The organism is Rhizobium sophorae (assembly GCF_013087515.1).
Lineage (GTDB): Bacteria > Pseudomonadota > Alphaproteobacteria > Rhizobiales > Rhizobiaceae > Rhizobium > Rhizobium sophorae.
This window is the reverse complement of the sequence record NZ_JABFCN010000003.1, coordinates 87,487-108,750: the sequence shown is the minus strand read 5'-3', so window position 1 is coordinate 108,750 and position 21,264 is coordinate 87,487. Positions and strand designations below refer to the sequence as shown.

Genomic DNA, 21,264 nt, shown 5'->3' with positions numbered 1-21,264 from the left:
GATTTCGAACCTTGGGAGGGGTTCTGCATGGGAAACTATCTTTTGGGGCTCGATGCTGGAAACACCGTCATCAAGGCGGTAATTTTCGACCGGACGGGCAACGAGATCGCGGCTGCGTCGGAAGAGGGACACAGCCGCATGCCGAGCCCGGGGCATGTCGAGCGGGGTCTGGACGAATTATGGGCGAATGCTCGGCAGGTCATCCGCGCCTGTCTCGAAAGGGCAGAGATCCCGCCGGAGGAAATCGCCGCGATCGGTTGCGCCGGGCATGGCAACGGTCTCTATGCGCTTGATCGCGACGGCGCTCCGCTCATCGGCATCCAGTCGCTCGACACGCGCGCGGCCGGGCTGGTCGATGAATGGCGAGAAGCCGGCGTTGGAGACCGGACCTATCCGGTTGCCCGCCAGCGTCCGTGGCCATCACAGACACCGACATTGCTAGCGTGGCTGAAGCGTCACCAGCCGGAACTGTTCAACCGCATCGGTACGGTGTTCTTCTCCAAGGATTTCGTCGTCAACCGCCTGACCGGCCGTCGCGTCAGCGAAGTATCCGACATGTCGGGGGCGGGTCTCCTCGATCTTGCCGCGCGCCGCTACGACAAGGCGCTGATGGAGGCCTATGGACTGGGGGATTGCATGGACCTCTTGCCGCCGCTCATCGAAAGCGCCGACATTGCCGGTACGGTAACGGAAGAGGTGGCGACGCAAACCGGGCTCGCCGCCGGTACGCCTGTAGTCGGCGGGCTGTTCGACGTTGTCGCTTCGGCGCTCGGCTCGGGCGTTGCGCGCACCGGCAGCGCCTCGATCATTGCCGGCACATGGAGCATCAACCAGGTCGTTATAGACAGTCCCGACCTGGACGGGCCGGTCTTCATGTCCTCGACCTTCGACCGCAGCCGTTACATGGCGATGGAGAACAGCGCCACCTCGGCTGCCAATCTCGAATGGTTGGTGCGGGAGTTCTTCGAAGGCGAGCATGCAGAAGGCGTTTCGCCCTTCGATGCCTGCTGCGCACTGGCCGGGGCGGTTGAACCCGCGGCAGACGACCCGCTCTACCATCCCTATCTCTATGGCGCTCAGCAGGACGGTCACGCGCGCGCCGGCTTCTACGGCATTGCCGGTTGGCACACCAAAGGCCATCTCCTTCGCGCGCTTCTCGAAGGTGTCGCCTTCGGTCATCGCCAGCACATCGAGACGATCCGAAAGGCCGGGGCGGTGTTCAACGAGGCGGTGCTCTCCGGCGGCGGCTCGCGCAGCCTGATCTGGCCGCAGATCTTTGCCGATGTGCTTGGCGTACCCGTCACTGTCGCCCGCTCGCGCGAAACCGGTGCACTGGGGGCGGCGATTGCGGCGGGAACCGGCGTCGGCATCTTCGCGGATTTCGGCGCTGGTGCTGCGGCCATGGTCCGGGCCGAGCGGCATTATCGTCCGGATGTCTCGCTTGAGGCGCATTACGCGCGACGCTACGCTCTCTATCAGGATATCGCCGAGGCGATGGTGCCGCTCTGGCGCCGTCTGACGGCGGTCTCGCCGGCGGCAGCGGGAGCGGCGGCGTGAATATGCGTGTGGATGATGCAGCCATTGATGCGGGAAGCTACGACTTCATCATCGTCGGCGCGGGATCGGCCGGATGCGTTCTGGCCAACCGACTGTCGGCCGATCCGATAAGCCGCGTCCTTCTGCTCGAGGCCGGCGGCAGCGACCAGTATCATTGGGTGCATGTGCCGATCGGCTATCTCTAATGCATGGGCAATCCACGCACCGACTGGATGATGAGGACGGCGGCGGAAGCCGGCCTCAACGGGCAATCGTCGGCGTTTCGGCTTAAAGCGTGTGGCGCGAACTGTGCAGCGGCTTTGCGACAACGACATGCGTAACACAAGCGCTCTAAAGCGCGAAGATCACGATGCGCTTTAGAGTACGAAGGCATTCGCGCCCGCGACTCGTCACGATGAGCCCAACCCGCTCAACGCAGGCTGGGCCATCTTTGATTTCGATCAGAGCGTCGAGACGTTCTCAGCCTTCGATTTTCCGGTCTTGCGATCCTGTCCAATTTCGAAGCTGACCTTGTCGCCTTCGCGGAGCGACCCGCCGCTCTGCAGCGCAGACACGTGAACAAAAACGTCCTGGCCGCCACCCTCAGGGGTAATGAAGCCGAAGCCCTTGTCGTCATTGAAGAATTTAACGGTACCTGTCGGCATGAGATAACTATTTCCTTGTATCGTTCGACGATTTGCGAAGGCGAAACTATAGCTTCGGGGCGTCTCTATCAACCCTTTAGCACGCCAACGGCTATTTGAACGCAAAAAGATATCAGCTCCGACGAAGCTCAATGCGGCTCGTGACAACCGATCGACCTGTCGCGGGGTCGGTATCGATGGTTGTGAGACGCATGCCCGACGCCCCGGTTTTTTCGATCGTCATCTGCGCACGTCGGTCGCCATTCACTTCTTTCGCCCATTTGATCGCGAGGTTTATGGCATTACCGGCGCGTTTTCCGCCGAGGCCCGCGGTGCCGGTGCCCGCGCCCACGTAGGAGCCGGTGTAGGTTTCACCGCTGGCCTTGAGGTTAGCGCGGATGACACGGGAAAAAATGGCGAGACTGGTGCAGCGCCCATTGAGTGCAAGGGAACTTGCATTCGCATCCGACTTGAAACGGCAAGTGACGTTCAAAGTGGGTGCATTTGTCCGCACTTTCACCGTACCCTTACCGCTCCAATTTCCTGCCAATGTCTTGAGGAAAGCAGACTCGTCGGCATTGGCGGAGCCGGCCATGAGCATTGACGCCGTCGCAGCGGCAATGGCGCAGGCAAGGACATTGATCATCTGAGTCACTTTCGGGCCGATTAACATCCGCATCATGACGCTCGGCTCTTCGAGGTGGAGGGTGTCATATAACCACTCGGCGGTGAATTGGTTCCGTATGGGGCGTATTAGCTCGCCGCGGAGCACGCGTTTCAACAGGATCAAACTACCAATGCTGCCCATGCGCGCTGAAAGGGATTGCCGCATTCTCGATCTGCTCAGCATTCACCGGACGGTCCTGAACCAGTGCGTTAACTGCGTCGCCCCGCGGGTTTGCCGAAAAGAAAAGATGCTGCCTGCAGCCGAAGAGATCATTAGTCCAGTCCCGCTTGGGATTTTGCGGCTTCACGTGAGGTGGAAATAGAGCATTCAATGCTGGCTCAGCCAGCGGACTGGCCCGGACCTTCCTGGCGCAGCGCGATCTTTACCATTTTTGGGGACAAGCTCGGGGAAAAACCTGCGGATTCAGCCGACACGCCATTGCGAAACCAATAGCCTTCGGCGAATGTCACCTCACGTGGCGTGAGGTGAGTTTATGTCATTTCGTATCGAGCGTCTGGTTGAAAAACACATTGGCGGCGCGGCCGTCGTATTGGTAAATGCCTACGCCCTGCCACCGTGGAATGAGAGCTGGTCCCTTGAAGCGGCTGCAGAGAATGTGACCTATGTGCTTGAAACTCCCAGGTCAATTGCACTTGCGGCAGTTGACGGAGGCAAGGTGCTCGGCATTGCGCTCGGGATACGACAGCGGCGCCATACCGGCCCCGTCATCTATTTGGACGAGCTTTCAGTGCAGCCCGACGCACAGGGTAAGGGAATAGGGACCGCTCTACTTTCTGCAATGTTCGAAACAGCCACAGCTGAAGGATGTAGCAGCGTCTGGCTGATCTCACAGCGAGCAGGGGCGCTGTCGGAGTTCTATCAGCGTTGCGAATTTGCTATGAGAAGCGACCTTGGCCTGTACTCCAGATCGAGCGGATAACTTTGGATTGGGAATCTCCGCAGCCGGATCGGATTGATGTGGATGGCGGGTCTGCGACGACGCCAAGAAGCAGGCGCGTATCGATCGAGAATTACGCCCTTCCGTACATCCGGCTCGCCCGCAGCAGGCTTTGCGAATAGGGGTGTTCGACCGCACCTCTTCGGAGGGCGCCGACATCGACCTGTTCGACGATCTCGCCCGCTTCCATGATGGCGACGCGGCTGCACATGTGCGAGATGACGGCGAGGTCGTGGCTGACGAGCAGATAGGTCAGACCGCGATTGACGCGCAAATCCTGGAGAAGATTGAGGATTTCGGCCTGAACCGACACGTCGAGCGCCGATGTCGGTTCGTCGAGAAGCAGTACATCCGGATCCAGCATCAGGGCACGGGCGATCGCCACGCGCTGGCGCTGCCCGCCGGAGAGCTGGTGGGGAAATCTGTAGCTCAGCGCCGGATCGAGGCCGACCGATCTCAGGACGGCGTTCACGTCGACGGCATTCGTATCCAGGCCCTGGTTGCGCAGCGGTTCCTTCAGCTGCGAGCGGATGGTCTTGCGGGGATGGAGGGATCCGTAGGGGTCCTGGAACACCATCTGCACCCGGCGGAAGAATGGCCGGCTGCGCTGTTGATTTAACGGCTCGCCGTGGAGCTCGATCCGGCCGTCATAGTTGGCGTTGAGGCCGGAAAGCGCCCTCAGGACAGTGGACTTCCCGCAGCCGGACTCGCCGACCAGGCCGAAAGCAGTTCCCTTTTCGATGGCGAAGCTTACGTCTCGAACGACAGGTCGCTGCCCGGGTCCGAAACGGACCGTAAGATTGTCGATTTTAATCACCGCGGCGGCTCCAATGCGAATTCTTCAAGCCAGGCCGGATCTCGTTTCAGGATCGGCAGCCGGGCAGGGGGATCTTCGATCGTCGGCAGGGATGCCAGCAAGCCTTGGGTATAAGGATGTCGGGCCTTGTCGAGATCGCGCGCCTCGAGCACTTCCACGACCCGCCCCGCATACATGATGAGGACGCGATCGCAGAAATTCCTGATGAGATTGAGATCGTGACTGATGAAGATCAGCCCGAGATTGCGGCGCAAGACGAGCTCGTCGAGCAGGGCCAGGATCTCGAGCCTCACCGTCACGTCGAGTGCTGACGTCGGTTCGTCGGCGATCAGCACTTCGGGTTGGGCAATCAGCATCATGGCGATCATCGCCCGCTGGCCCATGCCGCCCGAGATTTCGTGTGGATAAAGGCAGGCCACACGCTCCGGATCCCGGATCTGGACGGCCTCGAGCATATCGAGCGCCTTCTGCCAGGTCTTCTTGGTGCTCGTCCTCGGATGATGAGAGCGGTAGGTCTCGGCGATCTGTTCGCCGATCCGCATGACGGGATTGAGCGAATATTTCGGATCCTGCAGGATCAGGCCGATCCGCCGCCCCCTGATCGTCATCATCGTTTTTTCGTTCGCCTTGAGCAGATCGACGTCGCGAAAGCGCATCCGCTCGGCATTGACGATCGCGGTCGGTGGCAGCAGCTTCATGATGGCGCGGCCAACGGTCGACTTTCCTGATCCGGATTCACCGACGATCCCGAGCTTTTCCTGTCCAAGCGAAAAGCTCACGCCGCGCACGGCCCGGACCTGTCCGCCGCCGAAGGCGATTTCGAGGTTCTGAATATCGATCAGATCAGTCATTCCGAACCTCGGGGATCGAGAACATCGCGAAGCGCATCGCCGACAAGGTTGAAGGCGAGGCTGACGAGCGCAATGGCAATGCCGGGTGCCGCGATGACCCAGGGGCTGTCGAGCATGAATTCACGTCCGCTGGCCGCCATCGACCCCCATTCCGGCCATGGCGGCTGCGCGCCGAGGCCGAGGAAGCCGAGACCGGCGGCAGTGATGATGATGCCAGCCATGTTGAGGGTGACGCGGACGATCACCGAGGGAATGCACATCGGCAGGATGTGACGAGTGATGATTGCGATTGATGTCGCGCCCTGCAGGCGTACGGCGGCGATGTAATCCGCCTTGCGGAGGCTGAGCGTCTCGGCGCGCGCCAGGCGCGCGATCGGTGGCCAGGCGGTCAGTGAAATCGCGATGATCGCATTGGTGATGCCTGGACCGAGCGCTGCGGCAAAGCCCAGCGCCAGCACGAGGCCGGGGAAGGAGAGAAAAATATCGGTGACGCGCATCAGGATTTCATCGACAATGCCGCCGAAATAACCCGAGACGGTGCCGATCAGCAGGCCGAGCGGGGCGACGATCACCGTGACGAGCATGATGATGTAGAGCGTCGTGCGGGCGCCATAGATGACCCGGGAAAAGACGTCGCGGCCGAAATTGTCGGTGCCGAGCCAATGGCTCGCCGATGGCGCGGCAAGCCGCCCGGCCATGTCCTGAACGATCGGATCGTAGCTCGTCAGCAGGGGTGCGGCCAGCGCCACGACGATCAGCAGCAGGATGATGGCCAATCCGGCCAATCCAAGCGGGTGCAGGCTGAATTTCCGCCAGCCCTGGTAAATTTGTTGCGCCGATGACTGGAACCAGCCTCGAGGCTCCGGTGCGAGCAGCCAGTTGCGAAGGCCGCCGGTGTTGACGCTGTCTGCGTGCTCAGAGGAGATCGTCATGGCGTCACCGTGTCCTCGGATCAAGAATGCGATAAAGGAAGTCCGACAGGATGTTGATCGTCAGGAAGACGGCGCCGATCGTCAGCACCGAACCCATGACCACATTCATGTCGTTCATCTGTAGCCCTCGGGTCAGGTACTGGCCGAGCCCCGGCCACCCGAAGACGGTCTCGATCAGCACTGCGCCTTCGAGCAGCCCGCCGAAGGTCAGCGCCATGATCGTCAGGAGTTGTACGCGGATGTTCTTGAATGCATGGCGCCAGACCACCTTGCGGGTGCCGAGCCCCTTGGCCCGGGCGGTGATGATGTATTCCTGGCTCAGTTGCTCCAGCATGAAGCTCCGCGACATGCGGCTGATATAGGCGACGGAATAGTAGCCGAGGATTGCCGCCGGCAGGATGATGTGGCCAAGGGCGTTGTAAAACACGTCCCATTGGCCTTGAATCGCCGCGTCGATCAGGAGAAAGCCCGTCATCGGCGTGACAAGGCCTTCATAGAAGACATCGATCCGGCCCGAGGCACCGACGAGCTTCAGCTTCGCATAAAAGACGAAGAGCGCCATCAGCCCGGTCCAGAAGATCGGGATGGAGTGGCCGGCAAGGGCGACGATCCGCGCGATGTGGTCGATCACGGTTCCGCGCCTGACCGCAGCGGTGATCCCTAAAGGAATGCCGACGATCGCCCCGATGATCATGGCGATGATCGCAAGTTCGATCGTCGCGGGAAAGATCGTCAGGAGATCGGTGAGGATCGGCTGGCCCGTCGTCGCCGACATGCCGAGATCGCCTGTGGCGATCTTGCCGACGTAGGAGAGGAACTGCATCCAGATGGGCTGCCCAAGACCCAACTCGTTATAGACGCGATCGTAAACCTCCTTGCTGACCTCCGCCCCGGTGATGGCGAGCACCGGGTCGGCGGGCAGCAGGCGACCCATCGAGAAGGTCAGGAAGAGCAGGCCGAGCAGCGTCGTCACGACGGCCACAATACGTCCCGCCAGGCGCCGCAGCAGGCTCAGTGCCGGGTGCGGGGCCGCCTCGGCGAACCCGCCCGCCGGGGAGTGTCGGCTGCTCCCCCCCTTCGATGTCATATCGGCGCTTGCCACGGCGTTCTACTCCTTGGTCACGTCGTGCCAGCGCGTCGACCATGTCGTATGCCCGTGGTAGCCCTTCACGTTGGCGCGCATGACATAGGGGTCGGTTCGCTGGAAGAAGATGACCAGGGGCGAAGCCATGCCGGCATAGATGCCGTCCATCTTCTTGAAGATGTCGGTACGCTTTTCCGTGTCGCGCTCCTTCATCGATTGGTCGATGAGCGTGTTGAGCTCGTCCACCTTCATGCCTGTGCGCCAGAGGTAATAGCTGCCGAGGCGTGCTTCGTCGCTATTGTCGGGGTTGAAGGCATATTGCGTGGCGACCGCGAAGGGATCGGGCAGGCGGGCGCCGGAATTGCCGAGCAGCACTTCGAATTTGCGCTCGCGGAAGGCGGGCGTGAACTCGCCGGGCACGAGATCGAGATCGATGCCGGCGGCGCGGGCACTCGCCTGCAGCGCTTCGGCGAAGGGCAGGGTCGGGGCTCCCGACGGATTGAGCACCTTCTTCAGGCCATTGGGATATCCGGCCTCCGCCAGCAGTTGCTTGGCCTTGGCGGGATCGTAATCGTAGCGCACCTCCGCCTCGCCGGGAGCGCCGATCATGCCGCGCGGGATCATCGACTGCCAGGGAAAGCCCGTATGGCGCATGATATTGCCGGAGATCGCTTTCCAGTTGAAGGCGTGCTGGAAGGCCTCGCGAACCTTCGGCTTCTGCAGATCCGGGTCTTTCTGATTGAGGGCGATATAGTAGAAGCCGAGACCCGGGACATTCTCGATGACCATGTCTTTCTTAGTGGCGAGCGCATCGAGATCGCCGCTTGCCACATACTGGCCGACATCGACGTCGCCGGCTTCGAGCTGAAGCCGGAGATTGCCGGATTCCGGGATATGACGAGCGACGACGCGCGCCATGGCCGGCTTGCCGCCCCAGTATTTCGGCTGCGCATTGAAGATCGCGACATCGTTCGGCCGCCACTGCGCCAGACTGAATGGGCCACTGCCGGCGGAATTGGCGGAAAGCCAGGCGCCGCCGAAATCGCCGTTCGCCTCGTGCGACAGAACCGTCTTCTTGTCGACGATGCCGATCGACGAGCCCGCCAGCGAATAGAGCACTAGATCGGTATTGACCGACTGCGGCAGCTCGATCTCGAGCGTGTGTTCGTCTTTTGCGCGAACGAGCTTTTCGACGTTTTCAGGCGTAAATCCCCAGAGCGCGATGTCGGTGGAGCCGACCTGGCCCATCTTGATCACGCGCTGGATCGACCAGGCCGCATCCTCGGCGGTCACCTTGTTGCCGCTCTGGAAGAGCGCGTCGTCGCGTAATGTCAGCGTGATGATCTTACCATCCGCCGAGACGCTCCATTGCGTCGCGAGCATCGGCTTCAGCGTCTTAAGATCGTCTGGCGACAGCTGCACGAGGTTGTCGTAGAGGTTCGAGATCAGTTCGGAAACCGTGCGGGCATTGTTCTGCGCCGGATCGAGCGTCCTTATACCGGTGAGATTGGTGCCGATCACCAGCATATTGGGCGGCGACGCCGCGAAGCTGGGCTGCGCCGTCGTCAGGGCGCCGGCAATTGCGATCGTTGTCAGTACTTGTCTCAGCATCTCAAGACCTCCCAATCCTGTTGTTTGTGATAGTGTCGAAATCAGCCGGCCGCCTTTACGGCCGTCTGGTCTGAATGAGTTTGAATGTCGCCTTCGGCCTCCCAGCCTTGAAGCAGCCGATGAAGCTCCTCGCGGTCCTGGTGGTCGAGCTGCGGCAATCCCGGCACACGCACGGGACCGACATCGAGACCGGAATAGGTGACGGCTTCCTTGACGACGGTCACGTTCGTGCCATTGCGGAATTTGGTTCGCATCCGCTCGAATGGCTCGAGCTTGTTGACGATCGCCCTGGCGGCGGCAAAGTCGCCTTTTTCAAGCGCAGCGTGGACCGCAAGCGAGAGCTTCGGCGCGACATTGACGAGGCCGGACGTGAAGCCTCGGGCGCCGGCTGCGGTAAATGTCGGCGCCCAGCTCTCCGCCAAGCCGCAGACGAACAGCGCGCCGCCGGGGCTCGCCGCCGGGATCGCTCTCGACAACAACATCAGATCGGTCGTGGCGAATTTGATGCCGGCAATATTGCCGTGACTTGCGAGGCGGACGATATCGGCGACGGCGAAACCATCCGCCCTGACATAGGCGATGAGCGGCAGGGCGGAAGCATCCGCAAGATTGCAGAAATAGTCGATCTGGGCCGCAGGTGCTGCGAAAGGATCGACGGGTTGATGCGACATGACGGCGGATGCGCCGATCGCGGCCGCATCTTTCGCCATACCGATCGCCTCGCGCAGCGACCGGCCGATCGCCGCCGTCACCGGCGCCTTGCCGGCAACGCCTGAAACCGCCGCTTCGTGGACGATCCTGATTTCCTGCGGCGTCAGAGCATAGAACTCCCCGGTATTGCCGGCGGCGACGATGTTGTGGATACCCGCTGCCGCCACCCGCTCATAGACCTTCGCCGTGATCCGGGGTTCGACTTCACCCTTGCCGTCATAGGCGGTGACCGGAACACCAGATACGCCTGTAAGCGCCTTGCGCATGGTTGCGATGCTCATCTTTCTTCCCCGTTATCTTTCCAAAAATCCGCCGTCCCCGAAGGGTGATCGGCACGCTGTCATCCGACGGGATGATCCCCGAAGCGGAAGGGCGGCAGGCCCTCTGCATCCACGTCGAAGGCGATCACCGTGCCCGCCTCGAAACGCCCGCTGCGATCCGTCGACAGGCTCGTGACAAAGAGGGTGCGTAGCTCCGGCCCTCCGAAACACGGCATCGTCGGTGCGGGGACCGGCAGAATGTAGATTTCGACGATTTCACCTTCGGGCGATATTCGGTTGAGGCGACCGGCGGAAACGCCGGCACTCCAGTAGAACCCGTCACGATCGGTTGTCGCTCCGTCCGGCCGACCCTCGTCTTCCGTGAAGCTGCGGAGCCGGCGCCCATCGCCGAGTTCGCCCGTATCAGGATCGAAGTCGAATGCCTGCAGGAAGCATTGCCGGCTGTCGGAGTGATACATCCGCCGGCCGTCCGGCGACCAGGCAAGGCCGTTGGAACTCGTCAGTCCGGTTGCAACGGTCCGCGTGCGACCATCGGCGCCTACGCGGTAAAGTGCGGCCTCATCGGTCTGCGGCTTGGCTTCGCTGAACGAGCCAATCCAGAAGTGCCCGTCGGGGCCGACCTTTCCGTCATTGAGGCGGCAGTTGATGTGGCGCCCAACTGGATCCGACACAAGCTCGAAATCTCCCGAGACAGGATCGAAGAGATGGACGCCCGTCTGGAGCGCCACGACGATCCTGTGATCGCGGCAAAGCCCGAGGGCGCCGATTGCGGCCGGCATGTCGAAGCGGTCGATCTTTCCTGAAGGCGAAAGCCGGACGAGCGCCGGCGCCAGAATATCGACGAACCACAAAGTGCCGGTCTTCTCGTCCCATACCGGCGATTCACCGACCGTCAGCGGCTGCCGGAACATCGGACGGACGTCCGGGCGGATGACCCGAGGCGCGGTCATTCAACCGTCTCCGGGCTCTCGGCCAGGCCCTCGGCATCGCGCATGCGGATGGTGCCGTCGTGATTGATCTCACAGAACCCGCCGCCCTGGAAAGCCAGAGCGACCGGCCCTTCGGACCGCTCTTCGATCAGGGCGTGGTCACGCGGCCGGTCCTGCGGCCGGTAACCCAATCGTGCCGCCAGATCGTTCTCCCACCACATCTCCTCGGTGTCGGAAACGCCGTAGACCACTGTTGCTGCGATCGACGGGTGCGAAAGGCCGATCCTGACCAATTGCGCCAGGTCTCGCGCGCTGATCCAGATCGCAATGGATCGCTCGCTGTTGGGATAGGTGCCCGCATTGCCGATGCGGATGGAAAGGGAGCGAATGCCTGATGTGTCGTAATAGAGCCCCGCCACAAGTTCGCCCCAGCATTTGGAAAGCCCATATGGGCTGTCGGGGCGCATCGGGTCGAGCGGCGACACGAGCTGGCCGCGCGGATAAAAGCCCGTGGCATGATTGCTCGATGCATAGACGACCCGCTGGACCTTGTTGATCCGCGCCGCTTCATAGAGATTGTATGTTCCAAGCACGTTCGCGTGCAGAATGGCGTTCATATCGATGCCGCTTGCGATACCCGCCAGATGGACGACGCCATCGATATCCTTCAGCGCAGCCGTCGCCTCGTCGAGCTTTGTAAGGTCGGCCCTGACGAAATTCTCGTTTTCGCCAAGCCCGTCAGGTTCCTGGAGATCGATCAGGCTGAGGTGCTCGACATGTGACCGAAGAAACGGGCGCAGCAGCGTCCCTACACGTCCGGCAGCACCCGTCATAGCGACCCGTTTCATCGTCTCTCCCTCATATCGCTCAAACGCCCTGGAACATGCGGGCACGAGCATTCAGTATGTGTCTTTTCATTGCGTCATGCGCTTCGGTTTCCCGGTGCGCGAAGATCGCCTCGACGATCACCGCATGCTCATCCTGGACGCTGCGGATCTGTTCCGGCGTCCGCTTCAAGCTCAAGCTTCGCGTAACGGAATGCCCGATGGCGAAATGCGGCTTGAACCACTCGCGCAGGGTGATGTGGAACTGGTTACCGGTCGCCATGGCAATTGCATCATGCAGGGCCTGGTCCTCCTCGGCGCCAAGCTGCCCGTTGCGCAAACATTGCTCGATCGAAAGAAGCGCTGCCGTTATCCGTTCCTTGTCGACCGGTTGCCAGTTTCGCGCCGCAAGCTCCGCCGCCTCGGCTTCGAGACCGGCGCGGAATTCGAAGAACCGCTGGACATCGGCCAAGGAGCCGACCGGCACCATTTTCAGCATCGACGAATCCGGCCTTTGCCTGACATAGGAACCGGAACCCTTGCGCGAAACGACCAGGCCATCGGCTCTCAAGCGTTCGAGCGCTTCGCGCACGACAGGTCTCGATGCGCCGAAATCAGCGGCGAGCTTCGTCTCCGGCGGCAGCCGTTCGTTCACCGGAAAGTTGCCGTCGGCGATCATCCCCACGATCTTCTCGTAGATAATGTCGCTGAAGCGCGTTGCGCCTCTGTTCGAAACGGCATCGACGGCGAATGTCATCATGGTCCTTTTCTCTCAACGCCGCGTGCGTCGGTTCACCGGCCGCACCTGGCTGACGCCGGCCATAATGATCAGGACGGCGACAGCATCTGACAGATCCAACGTCCTGTTTGCCGTCTTTCGGCGGCACAACGTCGCATTTCAATGCGGTATGGCTACAAAATTTGTAATTATCTGTCAACTCTTGTAATCATTTGAGAACGTGTCTATGGTCTCGGTCGTAGCGCCGAGGAGGGCGTCAGCGTCGGGTCGGGAGCCCGCCGCATCAGCCGGTGCAAAGGCTGCGCCGGCACAAAAGGGAGGAATTCGATGGCCAAAGAAATACTGTCGCGTGGCATCACCCGCCGCGCCGTGCTTGGCGGCATGGCTGGCGTCGCGGCGCTGTCTATCGCCGGTCGCGTCTCTGCCGCAGGCGGCGAAGCGCCGGCCCTAGCGCAGCTCGCCAAGGATGGAAAGCTGCCGCCGCTCGCCGAGCGCCTGCCGAAAAGGCCGATGGTCGTGACGCCGTTCGAGAAGGTCGGCACCTATGGCGGTTCGCTGCGCCGCGGCCTTCGCGGTTCATCCGACCACAACGGCATCCTGCGTATGGTCGGCAACCAGAGCCTTGTGCGCTGGAACCTCGATTTTACCGCCGTGCAGCCGAACCTTGCCGAGCGCTGGGAAGTCAGCGACGACGCAACACAATTCACCTTCCATCTGATCGAAGGCGTGCGCTGGTCCGACGGTCATCCCTTTACGGCCGATGACGTCGTTTTCGCGATTGAAGACTGTGTCAAGAACACAGAGCTCTACAGCTCGACACCGGCGCAGCTTGCCGTCGCCGGCAAGCCGGTCACCGTCGAGAAGATTGACGACTATACAGTGAAGTTCACCTTTGCTGCGGCCAACGCACTTTACCTGGAAAACCTCGCCACACCGCTTGGCCAGCATCCGACGCTGTTTCCGAAGCATTATTGCAGCCAATTCCTGCCGAAATATAATCCCAATCTTGAGGCCGATGCGAAGAAGGCCGGCGTCACCAGCTGGACGGAACTGTTCCGCAGCCGTTGCGGCGATATCGAGATCCCGTCGCGATGGGGCAATGTCGACAAGCCGACGCTCGATCCATGGGTGGTCAAGGAGCCCTATGCCGGCGGTGCCACGCGCGTCGTCATGACCCGCAACCCTTATTTCTGGCAGGTCGATACCGAGGGCAATCAGCTCCCCTACATCGATGAAATCAACTTCGGCATCTCGCAGGACGTCGAATCGCTGATGCTGAACGTCATCTCCGGAAAGATCGACATCCAGGAACGTCACATCAGCGTGCTCGCCAACAAGCCGACGCTGTCCAAGAACATGGAAAAGGGCGATTATCGGCTGCTAACGCTCGTGCCTTCGGCCTCGCAACAGTGCCAGATCTATTTCAACATCACCCACAAAGATCCCGCCATGCGCAAGATGTTTGCCGACAAATCGTTCCGGCAAGCGCTCTCGATCGGCATCAATCGCCAGGAGCTCATCGACATCGTCTATTTCGGACAGAGCGAGCCCTACCAGGCCGGGCCGCGTCCGACCCACCCCTGGTATAACGAGAAATACGCGCGCCAATTCACCGAATTTGACGCCGACAAGGCCGGCGCGATGCTCGATGAGGCCGGTTACAAGAAAGGCGGCGACGGTTTTCGCCTCCGGCCCGACGGCCAGAAGGTGTTCTTCTCGATCGACGTCATTCCGACGCTCTATCCCGACCTCGTCGATGCCCTGGAACTGGTCAAGGCGCATTGGGCCCAGATCGGTATCGACATGAAGGTCAACACGATCGAGCGGGCGCTCTATTACACCCGCGGCGACGACAACGCCCATGATGCGGCGGTGTGGCCGGGTCCTGGCGGCCTCGATCCGATGCTCGATCCGCGCGATTTCTTCGCCTTCCATCCGCAGGGTTCGCGTTACGCCATTCCGTGGACGCTTTGGTACACCTCCAACGGTGCACGCGGTGAAGAACCGCCGGAAAGCCAGAAAAAGCGCATGAAGCTTTTCGACGAAGCGCGTTCGACTGCCGACCTCGACAAACGCGGTGCGATCATGAAGCAGATCTTCGACATCGCCGCCGAGGAATTCGAGACAGTCGGCCTTTGCCTTGCCGTCGGCGGCTTCGGCATCATCCGCAACAATCTGCGCAATGTTCCCGAGAAGGAGCCGGATAGCTGGTCCTGGCCCAATCCCGGCCCTGCAATGCCGCAGCAATTCACCTTCACGAGCTGATTTTCGTCTTGAGCGCCGTACCATCAGGTAGGGCGCTTTCTTTCAGTTCGCCCTCCGAGATGCCTTGTCGGTACTGACGGTCGACAAGGCCCGGAAGGCGGCGTTCAACGCAAGAGGCGCCTCATGCTGGTCTTTATCGTCAAACGCTTCCTATGGATGATTCCGTCGCTGTTTGCCGTCAGCTTCTTGGCTTTCGTGCTGATCCAGCTGCCGCCGGGCGATTATGTCACGACCTATATTGCGACGCTGGCAGCCTCCAACGAAATCGTCGATCAGAACACGGCGGCGCAATTGCGTGAGCGCTTCGGCCTCGGCGACCCGATGCTCGTCCAATATTTCAAATGGATATGGGGCATTCTCACGCGCGGCGATTTCGGCATCTCCTTCGAATGGCAGCAGCCGGTCTCGGACCTGATCTGGGAACGCATGGCGCTGACGCTCGTTTTGGCCCTTTCGACATTGATCGCCACCTGGGCGATCGCACTGCCGATCGGCGTCTTTTCCGCTGTGCGCAAATATTCGATCGGCGACTATTTCTTCACCGCCTTCACCTTTTTCGGCCTGGCTGTTCCATCCTTCCTGCTGGCGCTGGTGCTGATGTACATCGCGGCGGTCGAATTCGGACAGGATGTCGGCGGGCTCTTTTCGCCGGAATATGAGAACGCGTCCTGGAGCTTCGCCAAGATGGTCGACCTCTTCTCGCATCTCTGGCTTCCCGTCATCATCCTTGCCGTCTCCTCGACGGCGAGCCTCATCCGCGTCATGCGCGCCAACATGCTCGATGAACTGCCGAAGCCTTACGTGACCACGGCACGGGCAAAAGGGCTCTCTGAGTTCCGGCTGCTGATGAAATATCCTCTGATGATCGCCCTCAATCCGTTCATCTCGACGATCGCCTGGCTGCTGCCCAATCTCATTTCCGGCTCGGTCGTCGTTGCCATCGTCCTCAATCTGCCGACGGCGGCTCCTTTGCTGCTGCAGGCGCTGATGGCCCAGGACATGTATCTCGCCGGCGCCTTCGTCCTGCTGATCTGCGCGCTGACGCTGATAGGCTCTCTGATCAGCGACATCCTGCTTGCGCTGGTCGATCCCCGCATCCGGTTGGAATAGGAGCCTCACATGGCCGACATCACCGTTACAAACATTCCCCCGGATCGCGCCGCCGTTGCATCGCAGTGGCAGCTCATCTGGTGGGCTTTCCGCCGGCACCGGCTGGCCATGGTGGCGCTTGTCGTCACCGTGCTGATGTATATCGTCGCCCTCATTCCCGGCTTCTTCGCCATCAACGATCCGTACCTGCAAAATGCGCGGGCGACCTTTCACCCGCCGCAGAAATTGCATCTGATCGATACTGAGAACGGGTTCTCCTTCGGCCCGCATTATTATCCGATGAAGCTGACCCGCGATCCGGAAACGCTGGCCGCCATCTACAAGGAAGACACGACGAAGCGTGTCGATGTCCAGTTCTTCGGGCGCGGTTATGAATATTCCGTGTTCGGCCTGTTCAGGACCAACATCCATCTGATCGCCTCACCCGACAAGACGACGCCGCTGCTTCTCTTCGGCGCCGACAGGCTTGGGCGCGACGTCTTCAGCCGAACGGTGCAGGGCTCGCAGATTTCGTTGTCGATCGGCCTCGTCGGTGTCTTCTTCTCGCTGATGCTCGGCATCGTGCTCGGTGGCATTTCGGGCTACTACGGCGGCCGCATCGATTTCTTCTTGCAGCGGGTGATCGATTTCGTGCTGTCGCTGCCGACGATCCCGATCTGGCTGGCGATGGCCGCCGCCCTGCCGCAGGACTGGCCTGCGACGCTGCAATATATGATGATCACGATCATCCTGTCGCTGACCGGCTGGGCGCAGCTCGCCCGCGTAGTTCGCGGCCGCTTCCTGTCTTTGCGCACCGAGGAATTCGTCGCCGCCGCGAGGCTCGACGGCGTTCGCGAAAGACGCATCATCTTTCGTCACATGCTGCCGAGTTTCGCCAGCCATATCATCGCGTCGATCACGTTGGCGGTGCCGGCAATGATCCTTGCCGAAACCTCTCTCTCCTTCCTGGGGCTCGGTCTGCAGCCGCCGACCATCTCCTGGGGCGTGCTTCTGCGCGAGGCCCAGAACATTCGCTCGATCGCCACCGCGCCATGGCTCTTCATGCCGGGCTGTGCCGTCGTGGTCGCCGTGATGGCGCTCAACCTTCTCGGCGACGGCCTGCGCGATGCGGCCGACCCCTACAACAAATGAGGCCGGCATGACCGATATCCTTCCCATTGCCGGCAGGCCTCTGTTGCAGGTGAAAAATCTGACGGTCGAGTTCCCACTGCGCACCGGCGTCTTTCGCGCCGTCAGCGATCTGTCTTTCTCGATCGAGCCGGGCAAGACGCTCTGTGTCGTCGGCGAAAGCGGATCCGGCAAGTCGGTGACGGCGCGTTCGATCCTACAGATCGTCGATGCGCCTGGCCGCATATCCGGCGGGTCGATCATACTGAATGATCGGAACGGCGGCTCGATCGATCTGACCAGCCTCAATCCGCGCGGGCGTCAGATCCGAGCGATCCGCGGCCGAGACATCGCCATGATCTTCCAGGAGCCGATGTCGTCGCTGTCGCCAATCCACACGGTGGGCAACCAGATCGTCGAAGCGCTTCGCCTTCACACCCGGATGAGCAAGGCAGAGGCGCGCGCGGAAGCTATATCGCTGCTCAGCCAAGTCGAGATTCCCTCGCCGGAAAAAGCACTGGACCGATATGCCTTTCAATATTCCGGCGGGATGCGCCAGCGCGCGATGATCGCCATGGCGCTTGCATGCAAACCCCAGCTGCTGATCGCCGACGAGCCGACCACGGCCCTCGACGTGACGACGCAGGCCGAAATTCTCGACCTGATCGCCCGGCTGCAGAAGGCCAAGGGCATGGCCGTTCTCTTCATCACGCATGACATGGGCGTTGTGGCGCAGATTGCCGACGATGTGCTGGTCATGCATAACGGCGTCGCCAAGGAATATGCGCCAGTCGAGCAGATTTTTCATGCGCCGAAAGACGACTATACCCGGATGCTGATTGGCTCGGTGCTGAAGCTGGAAGCGAAGGCCGAAATCCGGCTGGCGCGCGCGCCGCTCGACACGACGGCGCCACCGATCCTCGAACTCCGTAATGTCTCGATGGATTTCGGCGAGGTGAAAGCGCTGGACGATGTTTCCATTTCGCTTCTGCCGGGCGAAACGCTCGGCATCGTCGGCGAGAGCGGATCCGGCAAGACGACGATGGGTCGCTCGATCATGCGGCTGATCGATCCGACTGCAGGCGAAATCCTTTATCGCCGCGCCGACGGCGACATCATCGATCTGGCAACGGCAAAAGGTCAGACGCTCGCCGCCGCACGGCGGGAATTGCGGATGGTGTTTCAGGATCCTTTCGGCTCCCTCAACCCGCGCATGACCGTCTCCCAGATCATTGGCGAGCCGTTGCTCGTCAATGGCGTCGCAAAAGGGCGGGCGCTGGAGGAGCGCGTTTGCCATCTGATGGAGCAGGTTGGCCTCGACCCGAGGGCGCGAGAACGCTACCCACACGCATTCTCCGGCGGCCAGCGCCAGCGCATCGGCATTGCTCGCGCCATCACGCTCAATCCGCGTGTCATCGTTGCCGATGAAGCAACCTCGGCGCTCGACGTTTCCGTGCGCTCGCAGGTGCTCGACCTGTTGATGCGCCTGCAGGACGAACTCGGGCTTGCCTATATCTTCATCAGTCATGACATCGGCGTTATCCGTTACATGTGTGACCGTGTGGGCGTCATGTACAAAGGCCAGCTCGTCGAAATCGGTGACGCGGAGCAGGTCTGCCGCACGCCCGAGCATGCCTATACGCAGGCGCTCATATCAGCGATCCCGCGCCCCGATCCGCGTGATCGCGATCATTCGCGGCGTTTCCGCTACGTCGCGCCGGACACTTTGAAGAATGGGAGTTTTCAGCGATGAAAATCACCGGGATCCGCACTTTTCTCATGCATGTCGGTCAGCCCGATCCCGCGAACTGGGTTTCCGGCCAACGGTCCGGTAGTGGCGCCTCGAAACAGTTCGGCGGCACCAGAAATTGGCTCTTTCTGAAGATCGATACCGATGAGGGCATCACCGGCATCGGTGAATGCTCCGGCTGGCCGCGCGTTGTCGAGACGGCGATCCATGATCTCGCCCCACTCCTCATCGGCGAAGATCCGGCCCATACCGAGCGGCTGTGGCAGAAGATGCATATCGCCATGATGGGCCATGGCATGCTCGGGACGGTCGGCGGCGGTGCGATGACCGGCATCGACATGGCGCTATGGGACATCAAGGGCAAGGCGCTCGGCGTGCCCGTCTGGATGCTGCTCGGCGGCAAGGTGCGCGACCGGATCCCAATCTATTCGCATGCGAATACACCCGAGCGCGCGCTTGCCCTCAAGGAGCGCGGCATAAAGGCGATCAAGTGCGGAGGCGTCGTCGATCCGGTCCGCAAGGTCGCCGCCCTGCGTGAGGCCGTCGGCGACGACATGGACATCGCCATCGATCTGCATGGGCCGCCGTGGCTGACGCCTGCGGATGCCTGCCGGCTGGTTCGGGCGCTCGAACCCTATGAATTGATGTGGGTGGAAGATCCGATCGCGCCGGAGAATGTCGACGGCTACCGGCGCATCCGCGACGCAGCGCATGTGCCGCTTGCCGCCGGCGAGCGCTCGGCGACCATCTTCGGCGAGCGGGAGCTCATCGAGAAGGAACTGGTCGACGTGATCCAGCCGGATACCGGGCGGGCCGGCGGCATCACCCAGATGAAGAAGATCGCCGCGATGGCGGAAGCCCATCATATCCAGATGGCGCCGCATTCGGGTTCGCTCGGGCCGGTGGCGGAATATGCGGCTTTGCATCTGCTTGCGGCGATCCCCAACGCCCTCATCCTCGAGCGGCTCGACGACGACTGGGACGGCCGCCGCCAGACGATCGTGCCGCATCCGCAACAGGTCGACGGTTTGATCGCCGTTCCTGATGGCCCGGGACTTGGCTGCGATATCGACGAGGCCTTCGTGGCGCGCTTCCCCAGCGACGGCAATGTCTCGGTGCCGCAAAGCGCCGGCGCCTACAATCCCGGAACCGACAATGAGCATCTCTACGTGCAGACGCGCCTGTCGCGCCGCAGCTATTTCAATCGCTAGAAGGACAGAAAAATGAAGATCGACCGCATGCGGGTTTTCATGACCCGCGACAAGGACCGTCCGCGCGTGATCGTCGCGCTCGACACCGATGACGGGCTGACAGGTTGGGGCGAATGCTACAATCACGGCCCGGACAAGGCGCTGCCGCCGCTCTTGGATTATCTCTACGGATTTCTCTCCGGCCAGGACCCGACACGCGTCGACTATCTCGTCAATCTGCTGATCCAGCAGAGCCGGTTTCCGCCGGGCGCACTTGGCCTTGCCGCGATCTCAGCGCTCGATCACTGCTTGTGGGACCTTGCGGCCAAGGCAGCGAATGTCCCGGTCTACAAGCTGCTGGGGGGCGAGGTGCGCGACCGCATCAAGGTCTATGCCGGGGTCTATACCGCGCCGGATGCGCCGGCGGCGCGCGACGAGTTCGATCGCCTGAAGGAGGGATGGGGATTTACCGCCTTCAAGCTCAGCCCCTGGCGGATCGACATGCACTCCAACCGCTGGGGTAATGTCGTGAAAGCCTCGGCGGATTATTTCCGTTCGCTTCGCGAAACGGTCAATGACGAATACGAAATCGCCTTCGATGCCCATGCGAAGATTTTCGAGCCAATCGCCGCTCGCCAGCTCGGCAATGCGCTGGCGCCTTATGATCCGCTGTTTTTCGAGGAGCCGCTGCGTCCCGAGAACATCGAGGCTTGGGGCGACCTGAAGCAAGGGCTCAACTGCACACTTGCGACCGGCGAGTCGCTCTACAACAAAAACGAGTTCCTGCGGCTGCTGCAGGTCAAGGGCGCCGACCTCATCCAGCCCGACATCTGCGTCGTCGGCGGCATCAGCGAAATGCGCCGCATCGCCACACTCGCCGAAGCCTTCTTCGTCGGCGTGGCGCCGCACAACCCGATGGGTCCGCTTGCGACGGCGGTCAACGTTCATTTTTCGGCGGCGGCGCAGAATTTTCGCATCCTCGAATACCGGCTGCCGAAGGGACAGGCCTATGTCTATGGCGGCCTCGATATCGAGAAGCGGGAGGGGGAAACCCGTTACGTCGTCGATCCCTATCTGCCGAAGGACGGCTATCTGGAGCTGCGTCCCGACCGGCCGGGCTGGGGCGTCGAAATGGACGAGAAGGCGATGGAAGAGGAAGGTTACATCCATTGGCAGCGACGCGTGCCGAAGCGGCCCGACGGCTCCTATGCCTTCGCCTGAGGGCATTGCCCGCTTGAAACAGGAGCTGGCCGCCCGG

The 21,264-nt window shown here is 61.5% G+C and carries 19 protein-coding genes and 1 pseudogene; 9 read left to right on the top strand and 11 right to left on the bottom strand.

Features of this window, described 5'->3' with window-relative positions:
- Positions 1-27 precede the first annotated feature (27 nt).
- Both G9X64_RS02465 and G9X64_RS36945 read left to right on the top strand, forming a co-directional pair.
- Positions 28-1,557, top strand: a complete 1,530-nt coding sequence (locus G9X64_RS02465) for an FGGY-family carbohydrate kinase (protein WP_168316040.1) — start codon at positions 28-30, stop codon at positions 1,555-1,557.
- Positions 1,558-1,559: 2 nt separating this feature from the next.
- Positions 1,560-1,811 (top strand): annotated as a pseudogene (locus G9X64_RS36945) (lycopene cyclase family protein); the annotation flags it as partial.
- A 186-nt stretch (positions 1,812-1,997) separates the two neighbouring features.
- On the opposite strand, the gene G9X64_RS02455 reads toward G9X64_RS36945, so the two are convergent.
- The gene (locus G9X64_RS02455; protein ID WP_017956647.1) at positions 1,998-2,201 is read right to left on the bottom strand and encodes a cold-shock protein; all 204 of its coding nucleotides are present in this window, start codon (positions 2,199-2,201) and stop codon (positions 1,998-2,000) included.
- Between the two features lie 112 nt (positions 2,202-2,313).
- On the bottom strand, positions 2,314-2,826 hold the full coding sequence (locus G9X64_RS02450; RefSeq protein ID WP_168308416.1) for a hypothetical protein: 513 nt from the start codon (positions 2,824-2,826) through the stop codon (positions 2,314-2,316).
- 514 nt (positions 2,827-3,340) lie between these two features.
- On the opposite strand from G9X64_RS02450, the gene G9X64_RS02445 reads away from it, so the two are divergent.
- Entirely contained in the window at positions 3,341-3,787 is a 447-nt protein-coding gene (locus G9X64_RS02445) for a GNAT family N-acetyltransferase (protein ID WP_168308244.1), read from the top strand.
- 91 nt (positions 3,788-3,878) lie between these two features.
- On the opposite strand, the gene G9X64_RS02440 is transcribed toward G9X64_RS02445, so the two are convergent.
- From G9X64_RS02440 to G9X64_RS02400, 9 genes are read right to left on the bottom strand one after another with little or no spacing between them, the layout of a single operon-like run.
- Complete coding sequence (locus G9X64_RS02440; protein WP_168308243.1) at positions 3,879-4,622, bottom strand: ABC transporter ATP-binding protein; 744 nt, start codon at positions 4,620-4,622, stop codon at positions 3,879-3,881.
- Positions 4,619-5,473 carry an ABC transporter ATP-binding protein gene (locus G9X64_RS02435; RefSeq protein WP_168316041.1) on the bottom strand — a complete coding sequence of 285 codons (855 nt, stop codon included), beginning with the start codon at positions 5,471-5,473 and terminating at the stop codon, positions 4,619-4,621. The genes G9X64_RS02440 and G9X64_RS02435 overlap by 4 nt, the downstream gene beginning before the upstream one ends.
- Positions 5,470-6,405, bottom strand: coding sequence for an ABC transporter permease (locus tag G9X64_RS02430; RefSeq protein WP_168316042.1), 936 nt, complete (start codon positions 6,403-6,405; stop codon positions 5,470-5,472). Before G9X64_RS02430 ends, G9X64_RS02435 begins: the two co-directional genes overlap by 4 nt.
- A gap of 4 nt (positions 6,406-6,409) precedes the next feature.
- The gene (locus tag G9X64_RS02425) at positions 6,410-7,507 is read right to left on the bottom strand and encodes an ABC transporter permease (RefSeq protein WP_168316043.1); all 1,098 of its coding nucleotides are present in this window, start codon (positions 7,505-7,507) and stop codon (positions 6,410-6,412) included.
- 6 nt (positions 7,508-7,513) lie between these two features.
- On the bottom strand, positions 7,514-9,100 hold the full coding sequence (locus tag G9X64_RS02420) for an ABC transporter substrate-binding protein (protein WP_168316044.1): 1,587 nt from the start codon (positions 9,098-9,100) through the stop codon (positions 7,514-7,516).
- A gap of 41 nt (positions 9,101-9,141) precedes the next feature.
- Entirely contained in the window at positions 9,142-10,092 is a 951-nt protein-coding gene (locus G9X64_RS02415) for a dihydrodipicolinate synthase family protein (RefSeq protein ID WP_171375880.1), read from the bottom strand.
- 59 nt (positions 10,093-10,151) lie between these two features.
- A complete protein-coding gene (locus G9X64_RS02410) occupies positions 10,152-11,042 on the bottom strand; it encodes an SMP-30/gluconolactonase/LRE family protein (protein WP_168308237.1) in 891 nt (296 codons plus the stop codon).
- Positions 11,039-11,869: an NAD-dependent epimerase/dehydratase family protein gene (locus G9X64_RS02405; RefSeq protein WP_168316046.1), complete on the bottom strand. Its 831-nt coding sequence runs from the start codon at positions 11,867-11,869 to the stop codon at positions 11,039-11,041. The genes G9X64_RS02410 and G9X64_RS02405 overlap by 4 nt, the downstream gene beginning before the upstream one ends.
- A 19-nt stretch (positions 11,870-11,888) precedes the next feature.
- A complete protein-coding gene (locus G9X64_RS02400; RefSeq protein WP_164581031.1) occupies positions 11,889-12,602 on the bottom strand; it encodes a FadR/GntR family transcriptional regulator in 714 nt (237 codons plus the stop codon).
- 309 nt (positions 12,603-12,911) lie between these two features.
- On the opposite strand from G9X64_RS02400, the gene G9X64_RS02395 reads away from it, so the two are divergent.
- The 6 genes from G9X64_RS02395 to G9X64_RS02370 all read left to right on the top strand — a co-directional run bounded on the left by G9X64_RS02395 (position 12,912) and on the right by G9X64_RS02370 (position 21,227).
- Positions 12,912-14,849 carry an ABC transporter substrate-binding protein gene (locus tag G9X64_RS02395; RefSeq protein WP_168316047.1) on the top strand — a complete coding sequence of 646 codons (1,938 nt, stop codon included), beginning with the start codon at positions 12,912-12,914 and terminating at the stop codon, positions 14,847-14,849.
- A gap of 123 nt (positions 14,850-14,972) precedes the next feature.
- A complete protein-coding gene (locus G9X64_RS02390; protein ID WP_168308234.1) occupies positions 14,973-15,959 on the top strand; it encodes an ABC transporter permease in 987 nt (328 codons plus the stop codon).
- Between the two features lie 9 nt (positions 15,960-15,968).
- On the top strand, positions 15,969-17,090 hold the full coding sequence (locus G9X64_RS02385) for an ABC transporter permease (protein ID WP_077976955.1): 1,122 nt from the start codon (positions 15,969-15,971) through the stop codon (positions 17,088-17,090).
- Positions 17,091-17,097: 7 nt separating this feature from the next.
- Positions 17,098-18,819, top strand: coding sequence for an ABC transporter ATP-binding protein (locus tag G9X64_RS02380; protein ID WP_168308233.1), 1,722 nt, complete (start codon positions 17,098-17,100; stop codon positions 18,817-18,819).
- Positions 18,816-20,027, top strand: coding sequence for a mandelate racemase/muconate lactonizing enzyme family protein (locus tag G9X64_RS02375; RefSeq protein ID WP_168308232.1), 1,212 nt, complete (start codon positions 18,816-18,818; stop codon positions 20,025-20,027). The genes G9X64_RS02380 and G9X64_RS02375 overlap by 4 nt, the downstream gene beginning before the upstream one ends.
- 12 nt (positions 20,028-20,039) lie before the next feature.
- Positions 20,040-21,227 (top strand): galactarate dehydratase, encoded by a 1,188-nt coding sequence (locus G9X64_RS02370; RefSeq protein ID WP_168316048.1) that lies wholly within the window; start codon positions 20,040-20,042, stop codon positions 21,225-21,227.
- Positions 21,228-21,264: the final 37 nt, after the last annotated feature.

Coding starts and splice junctions, on each gene's coding strand:
- G9X64_RS02465 (WP_168316040.1), top strand. CDS start 28: ATGGGAAACTATCTTTTGGGGCTCGATGCTGGAAACACCGTCATCAAG.
- G9X64_RS02455 (WP_017956647.1), bottom strand. CDS start 2,201: ATGCCGACAGGTACCGTTAAATTCTTCAATGACGACAAGGGCTTCGGC.
- G9X64_RS02450 (WP_168308416.1), bottom strand. CDS start 2,826: ATGATCAATGTCCTTGCCTGCGCCATTGCCGCTGCGACGGCGTCAATG.
- G9X64_RS02445 (WP_168308244.1), top strand. CDS start 3,341: ATGTCATTTCGTATCGAGCGTCTGGTTGAAAAACACATTGGCGGCGCG.
- G9X64_RS02435 (WP_168316041.1), bottom strand. CDS start 5,473: ATGACTGATCTGATCGATATTCAGAACCTCGAAATCGCCTTCGGCGGC.
- G9X64_RS02430 (WP_168316042.1), bottom strand. CDS start 6,405: ATGACGATCTCCTCTGAGCACGCAGACAGCGTCAACACCGGCGGCCTT.
- G9X64_RS02420 (WP_168316044.1), bottom strand. CDS start 9,100: ATGCTGAGACAAGTACTGACAACGATCGCAATTGCCGGCGCCCTGACG.
- G9X64_RS02415 (WP_171375880.1), bottom strand. CDS start 10,092: ATGAGCATCGCAACCATGCGCAAGGCGCTTACAGGCGTATCTGGTGTT.
- G9X64_RS02410 (WP_168308237.1), bottom strand. CDS start 11,042: ATGACCGCGCCTCGGGTCATCCGCCCGGACGTCCGTCCGATGTTCCGG.
- G9X64_RS02405 (WP_168316046.1), bottom strand. CDS start 11,869: ATGAAACGGGTCGCTATGACGGGTGCTGCCGGACGTGTAGGGACGCTG.
- G9X64_RS02400 (WP_164581031.1), bottom strand. CDS start 12,602: ATGACATTCGCCGTCGATGCCGTTTCGAACAGAGGCGCAACGCGCTTC.
- G9X64_RS02395 (WP_168316047.1), top strand. CDS start 12,912: ATGGCCAAAGAAATACTGTCGCGTGGCATCACCCGCCGCGCCGTGCTT.
- G9X64_RS02390 (WP_168308234.1), top strand. CDS start 14,973: ATGCTGGTCTTTATCGTCAAACGCTTCCTATGGATGATTCCGTCGCTG.
- G9X64_RS02385 (WP_077976955.1), top strand. CDS start 15,969: ATGGCCGACATCACCGTTACAAACATTCCCCCGGATCGCGCCGCCGTT.
- G9X64_RS02380 (WP_168308233.1), top strand. CDS start 17,098: ATGACCGATATCCTTCCCATTGCCGGCAGGCCTCTGTTGCAGGTGAAA.
- G9X64_RS02375 (WP_168308232.1), top strand. CDS start 18,816: ATGAAAATCACCGGGATCCGCACTTTTCTCATGCATGTCGGTCAGCCC.
- G9X64_RS02370 (WP_168316048.1), top strand. CDS start 20,040: ATGAAGATCGACCGCATGCGGGTTTTCATGACCCGCGACAAGGACCGT.